Origin of the sequence: Rathayibacter rhapontici, from assembly GCF_001995175.1 — a bacterium.
GTDB lineage: Bacteria > Actinomycetota > Actinomycetes > Actinomycetales > Microbacteriaceae > Rathayibacter.
Genome location: NZ_MUKN01000107.1, coordinates 1 through 4,302, shown reverse-complemented (window position 1 = coordinate 4,302; position 4,302 = coordinate 1). Strand labels below are relative to the sequence as shown.

Genomic DNA, 4,302 nt, shown 5'->3' with positions numbered 1-4,302 from the left:
ACGTGGCCGCCCGCGGTGCCGTAGCCCACGAGCGCGGCGCCGGATCCCTCTCCGGGCTCGGTGGTGGACGGGGCGGGCGGAGCGGCCTGCGCCGGGTGGGCGGGGATCGCGGGGATCTCGGAGCCGAGGGTGCCGGCTCCCGCCTGCACGGTGATGATCGGGGTGCCGACGTCGACCGTCTGGCCCTCGTCGACGAGGACGTCGACGACGGTGCCGCTGAACGGGGACGGCAGCTCGACCAGGGACTTCGCGGTCTCGATCTCGACGAGGACCTGGTTGACGGCGACCTCGTCGCCGACCTTGACCTTCCAGGCGACGATCTCGGCCTCGGTGAGGCCCTCGCCGACATCGGGGAGGAGGAACTGCTCTGTCATCGTCGGGATCTGCTTTCTGACGCTGGAGGGACGCGGATGCGACGGGAGGGGACGCGGGAGCGTCAGTACGCGAGGGAGCGGTCGACGGCCTCGAGCACGCGGTCGACGTCGGGGAGGAAGATCTTCTCGACCTTCGCGGGCGGGAAAGGGGTGTCGAAGCCGGCGACCCGCAGCACGGGCGCCTCGAGCGAGTAGAAGGCCCGCTCGGTGACGGTCGCCGCGATCTCGGAGCCGAGGCTCACGTTCGCGGACGCCTCCTGGGCGACGACGAGGCGGCCGGTCCGGCGCACCGACTCGAGCAGCGGCTCCCAGTCGATCGGCGAGAGCGAGCGGAGGTCGACGACCTCGATGCTCGTCCCCTCCTCGCCCGCGAGCTCGGCGGCCTGGAGGAGCACCGACACCATCGGACCCCAGCCGACGACGGTCACCTCGGTGCCCGGCCGGACGACGCGGGTCGCGTGCAGCGGGGCGGCGGAGGCCCGCAGATCGACGTCGCCCTTGGGCCAGTAGCGGCTCTTGGGCTCGAAGAACATGACCGGGTCGTCCGAGGCGATCGCCTCCTGGATCATCCAGTAGGCGTCGTTGGGCGTGGACGGGCTCACCGCGCGCAGGCCGGGGGTGTGCGCGAAGTACGCCTCGTTGCTCTCCTGGTGGTGCTCGACCGCTCCGATGTGCCCGCCGTAGGGCACGCGGATCACGACGGGCATGCTCAGCTGCCCCTCGTGCCGGTTGGTCATCTTGGCCAGCTGGGAGGTGATCTGGTCGAAGGCCGGGTAGATGAAGCCGTCGAACTGGATCTCGCAGACCGGCCGGAAGCCGCGCATGGCGAGTCCGATCGCGGTGCCCACGATGCCGGACTCGGCGAGCGGCGTGTCGAGGACGCGCTGCGGTCCGAACTCGGCGTGCAGTCCCTCCGTGATGCGGAAGACGCCGCCGAGGGGGCCAATGTCCTCGCCCATCAGCAGGACGCGGTCGTTCTCGGTCATCGCGCGGCGGAGGCCGGCGTTGAGCGCCTTGGCCATGGACATCGACTGGAGCTGCTCCTCGGAGAGGTGCGGCTGGGCAGCCGTGGTGCTGGTGTCGATCGTCATCGCGGGTCGCCTCCGAACGAGTCCTCGTAGCGCTGCAGCCACGCCTTCTGCTCGGCCACCTGCGGATGCGGTTCCGAGTACACGTGGTCGAAGATCACGTCGACCGGCGGCGCCTCCAGCTCGAGCAGCCGGCGGCGGATGTCGGACGCGTAGTCCTCCGCCTCCTCGTCGACCTCGTCGAAGAAGGACTGCGCCACGCCCTCGGAGCGCAGGTACGCGGCGAAGCGCGTGAGCGGGTCCTTCGCGATCCACGAGGCGAGCTCGTCGTCGGTGCGGTACTTCGTGGGATCGTCGCTCGAGGTGTGCGCGCCGATGCGGTAGGTGAGCGCCTCGATGAACTGGGGTCCGCCGCCCGAGCGGGCGTCCTGGAGGTGCTTCGCGGTGACGGCGTAGCTCGCGAGCACGTCGTTGCCGTCGATCTGCACGCCGGGGATCCCGAAGCCGGAGGAGCGGAGGTAGAGCGGGCTGCGCGACTGCGTCGCCACGGGCACCGAGATCGCGTAGTGGTTGTTCTGCAGGAAGAACACCTGGGGCGTCCGGTAGCTCGCGGCGAAGACCATCGCCTCGCTGACGTCGCCCTGGCTCGAGGCGCCGTCGCCGAAGTAGACGACGACCGCCGCGTCCTTCTCGGGGTCGCCGGTGCCGGTCGCGCCGTCGAACGTCAGCCCCATCGCGTAGCCGGTGGAGTGCAGGGCCTGCGAGCCGAGCACGAGCGTGTAGAGGTGGAAGTTGCCGTTCGCCGGATCGGCGGGATCCCAGCCGCCGTGCGTCGTGCCGCGCAGCAGCGCGAGCACGTTCAGCAGGTCGATGCCGCGGATCTTGCCGACGACGTGCTCGCGGTAGGAGGGGAACACGTGGTCCTGCGGGCGCATCGCGAAGGCCGAGCCGACCTGCGCCGCCTCCTGGCCGTGGCTGGGCACCCAGAGTCCGAGCTGACCCTGCCGCTGGAGGTTGGCGGCCTCCTTGTCGAAGCGCCGGACCACCGCCATCTCGCGGTAGAAGGAGCGGTGCTGCTCCTCGCCGATCCCGTCGAGGAACGAGGCGTACTGCTCTGCCGCGGGGGTCGGGGCGAAGCGCCCGTCCGCGGTGAGGAACTGGACCGTCGGCGACTCCGTGCTGGTGACTACCACCCGACTAACCTATCCGCCTCGCGGGATGCCCCTGCGGGAGGGACCCCACAATCTCGGCCGCCGCCGAGAGGAGCTTGTCGACAGACTCCTCCTCGCCGATCGAGACCCGGATGCCCTCGGGCGGGAACGCCCGGACGACGACGCCGGCCCGCTCGAAGACGCCCGCGGCCCACTCTGTCTGCTCGCGCGTGTCGAACCAGAGGAAGTTGGCCTGCGACTCGGGCAGCGTCCAGCCCGCCTCACGCAGCGACTGCTGCACGCGGTCGCGCAGGGTCACGATGCGGTGCACGCGCTCGAGCAGCTCCTCGCGGTGGCGGAGGGACGCGACGGCGGCGGTCTCGGCGAAGCGGGTCACCGAGAGCGGGATGGCGGTCGAGCGGGCGGCGTCCAGGATCCGGGGGTGGCCGATCGCGTAGCCGACGCGCAGGCCCGCGAGACCGTAGGCCTTCGAGAAGGTCCGGGCGATCACCAGGTTGGGGTGCCGGCCCAGCAGCGCCGTGCCGTCGACTGCGCGCTCGTCGTCGACGAACTCGGCGTACGCCTCGTCGAGGAGGACGAGGACGTCGCTCGGGACGCGCTCGAGGAACGCCTCGACGTCGTCGGCGGTCGCGATCGTGCCGGTGGGGTTGTTGGGGCTGCACACGATGACCAGGCGGGTGCGCTCGGTGACCGCCAGCGCCATCGCGTCGAGGTCGTGCGTGTCGTCGGCGCGCAGCGGGACGCGGACGCTCGTCGCTCCGGCCGTGGTGACGAGGGAGGGGTACGCCTCGAAGGAGCGCCAGGCGTAGACGACCTCGTCGCCCGATCCGGCCGCCGCGCTGATGAGCTGCGCGATGACGGCGACGGATCCGGCCCCGACGATCACCTCGTCGAGCCCGACCCCGTACTCCTCGGCGAGCGCCGTCCGCAGTGCGGTCGCCGCCGCATCGGGGTAGCGGTTGAAGTCGTGCACCGACTGCACCTCGTGCAGGACGGAGGGCAGCGGATCGAACGGGTTCTCGTTCGAGGACAGCTTGAACGCGTCGGCGGCCGCCGCTCGACCCTGGCGGTAGGCCGGGAGGGCGAGGATCTCGGGGCGGAGGCGGACGGGAGGGGCCGACGGGTCTGTCACCCGCCCATGGTAGGCGGAGGGTGGGACACACACCCCCCTGGCCCGCGGCAAGCACCCTTGTTCGGGGGCCGATCGTGGCTCTGTCCCCCGATAAGGTGCCGTCATGCGGAGTCGACGGCGAACCGAGCGGCGCCCCGGTGGGCACCGGGCGCCCCGCCGCGCCGCCGCCGCCGTCTCGGCGGGCCTGCTGACCCTCGCGCTCCTCGCCTGCACCCCGCAGGAGGACGCGGCCGGGCCCCCTCCGACACCGCGCGAGACGTCGATCGAGGTGACCGCTCCGGCCGAGTTCACCGCGGCCAAGGAGCGCGCGCTGAGCGTCCGCGACGACGTGCTCGCCCTGCTCTCGGCCACCGACCGCTCCGTCGAGGGCAGCGCCAGGGCCGACCTCCTCGCCTCCGTGCCCGCCCTGAACGCCGCCCTCGCCGGGGTCTCGACCGAGGACCTGACGGCGGCGGCCGACGCCGCTGTCGACGCCGAGCTCACCGTCGCGGACCGCGTGCTGGGGCTCGGTGCGGGCACGCTCGCCTCCGGAGCGGGTTCCAGCGCCCGCCGCGCCGCTCTGCGGACCGCGATGGGCGCGCTCGAGGCGGCGGTCG

The 4,302-nt window shown here is 72.2% G+C and carries 5 protein-coding genes; 1 reads left to right on the top strand and 4 read right to left on the bottom strand.

Annotated features, from left to right (window positions below; genetic code table 11):
* The 4 genes from B0T42_RS18665 to hisC all read right to left on the bottom strand — a co-directional run.
* The coding region (locus B0T42_RS18665; protein ID WP_342418287.1) for a biotin/lipoyl-containing protein at nucleotides 1–374 on the bottom strand (374 nt) is incomplete at its 3' end.
* Nucleotides 375–436: 62 nt separating this feature from the next.
* A complete protein-coding gene (locus tag B0T42_RS18660) occupies nucleotides 437–1,402 on the bottom strand; it encodes an alpha-ketoacid dehydrogenase subunit beta (RefSeq protein ID WP_446737399.1) in 966 nt (321 codons plus the stop codon).
* 59 nt (nucleotides 1,403–1,461) lie between these two features.
* Nucleotides 1,462–2,595 carry a thiamine pyrophosphate-dependent dehydrogenase E1 component subunit alpha gene (locus tag B0T42_RS18655; protein ID WP_077224467.1) on the bottom strand — a complete coding sequence of 378 codons (1,134 nt, stop codon included), beginning with the start codon at nucleotides 2,593–2,595 and terminating at the stop codon, nucleotides 1,462–1,464.
* Nucleotides 2,596–2,599: 4 nt separating this feature from the next.
* On the bottom strand, nucleotides 2,600–3,706 hold the full coding sequence (gene hisC / locus B0T42_RS18650) for a histidinol-phosphate transaminase (RefSeq protein ID WP_236720416.1): 1,107 nt from the start codon (nucleotides 3,704–3,706) through the stop codon (nucleotides 2,600–2,602).
* A 103-nt stretch (nucleotides 3,707–3,809) separates the two neighbouring features.
* Here hisC and B0T42_RS20340 point away from each other — a divergent pair.
* Nucleotides 3,810–4,302: hypothetical protein (locus tag B0T42_RS20340; RefSeq protein WP_201788594.1), on the top strand; the 493-nt coding region annotated here is incomplete at its 3' end.